Source organism: Tahibacter caeni, from assembly GCF_024609805.1.
Classification (GTDB): domain Bacteria; phylum Pseudomonadota; class Gammaproteobacteria; order Xanthomonadales; family Rhodanobacteraceae; genus Tahibacter; species Tahibacter caeni.
In genome coordinates, this window is the sequence record NZ_JANFVR010000597.1 from 1 (window position 1) to 1,528 (window position 1,528).

The 1,528-nt window shown below is 74.1% G+C and carries 2 protein-coding genes and 1 pseudogene; 2 read left to right on the top strand and 1 reads right to left on the bottom strand.

The genetic code is table 11. The features are described from left to right. On the top strand, positions 1-744 hold a 744-nt coding region (locus tag NON22_RS24140; protein WP_257389530.1), incomplete at its 5' end, for a hypothetical protein. A gap of 27 nt (positions 745-771) precedes the next feature. On the opposite strand, the gene NON22_RS24145 is transcribed toward NON22_RS24140, so the two are convergent. Further along, positions 772-1,260, bottom strand: coding sequence for a DUF456 domain-containing protein (locus NON22_RS24145; RefSeq protein ID WP_257389531.1), 489 nt, complete (start codon positions 1,258-1,260; stop codon positions 772-774). 53 nt (positions 1,261-1,313) lie between these two features. Here NON22_RS24145 and NON22_RS24150 point away from each other — a divergent pair. After that, a pseudogene (locus NON22_RS24150) lies at positions 1,314-1,528 on the top strand (serine/threonine protein kinase); the annotation flags it as partial.

Sequence of the window (1,528 nt, forward strand, 5' to 3'; positions counted from 1 at the left end):
GCCGAGGCCGGCGTGCTCGTGACCGCGGCGCGCAGCCTGGCCGACGCGCGCGAATTCCTGCGCCGCTCGCCGCTGCGCGGCGCCGAGCCCTGGGGACGCGTGCGCCTCGTCGCGCACGGCTCGCAATGGCAGGGATTGCGCGTGCCGGTATTCGCGGACGGCGAACTCGCGACTCTGCAGGCGCTGGAACGGACGCTCGCGCGCGACGAATTTCCGCCGCTGCCGGCCGAACTGCTCGATCGCGACAGCCGCCTCGTCGTCGACAGCTGCGGCCTCGCGCGGCGGCCGCGCTGGCTGCAGCGGCTGGCCGAACTGTTCGCCGGTCCGACCCGCGTGCCGGTCGAGGCCAGCGCTGGCTACGTCTGGTACCGCCGCCTGCGCGATGCCGACGGCCGCTTGCAGAGCCGGCGCGAGGAACTGCCGTATCGCGCGGCCGTGATCGCCGGCGCGCAGTCGCTGGACGAGGACGCGCGCAGGCGCCTGCGCCGCGGCTGGCCGGCGGAGCGCGTCGTGGAAGTCGTCGCCGTGCCCGTGCGCATCGACGTGCCGGCGCCGGCGATCGACGGACGCGGCCCGTCCGCCTCGCCAGAGGCGCTCGCCGCCGTGCGCAACTACGGCCTGCGCTGGTCGCAGCTGCAGTGGCGCGCCGATGCCGGGCGCCTGCACGGTACGGCGCTGATCGCGGTCGCGGCGCCGGATCTCGCGGCCGAGGAACTGCGCGAGCTCGCCGCCGCGGTGCCGTGACGACGGCCGCGGATCGGCTCGCGCGGATCAGGAGGCCGGTATCAGCAGCGCGAACGCGAACACGCCGAGCATCGCGAACGCGAGCGCGACCTTGACGAGAGTGCCGAACAGCATGCCGAGCCAGGTGCCGACGCCGACGTGGGTCGCGCGGCGCATGCTGCTGCCGGCGATGAGCTCGCCGGCCAGCGCGCCGGCGAACGGACCGAGGATCAGGCCGGGCAGTCCGAAGAAGAAACCGACGAGCGTGCCGATGCCGGCGCCGAACAGCGCCCAGCGGCTCGCGCCGACGCGCTTGGCGCCGAGCAGGCCGGCGACGATGTCGGCCGCGATCGCGAGCACGCAGAGCAGGCCGAGCAGGCCGAGGGTCAGCGGACCGACGTAGACGAAGTGGCCGGCCCAGGCCGCCAGGAACATGCCCGCGAACATCAGCGGCACGCCCGGCAGCGCCGGCAGCACGGTGCCGAACAGGCCGACGACGATCATCGCCGCGGCGAGCACGTACAGCACTATCGTCATTGCTTCCACTCCCGATGACAGGCCGGCGCGGAGCGCCATGCTACGCTGCGGCGATGACCAATAGTCCGGCAGAAATCCGCGAACTCCTCAAGGCCGATACGTTTGGGCACATCGAGCGCGTACAAGCCGGCGACGAGACCTTCGTGCGCCGCGACACGCGCAGCGCGCACTGGCTGCTGCGCGGACTCGCGCGCTGGGCCGCGCGGCACGAGGCGCGCGGGTTGCAGCGGCTGCAGGGGCTCGACGGCGTGCCGCAGCTGCGCCGCTG

Bases quoted from the DNA above. Each gene is read 5' to 3' on its own strand.
- NON22_RS24145 (WP_257389531.1), bottom strand. From the start codon at position 1,260: ATGACGATAGTGCTGTACGTGCTCGCCGCGGCGATGATCGTCGTCGGC.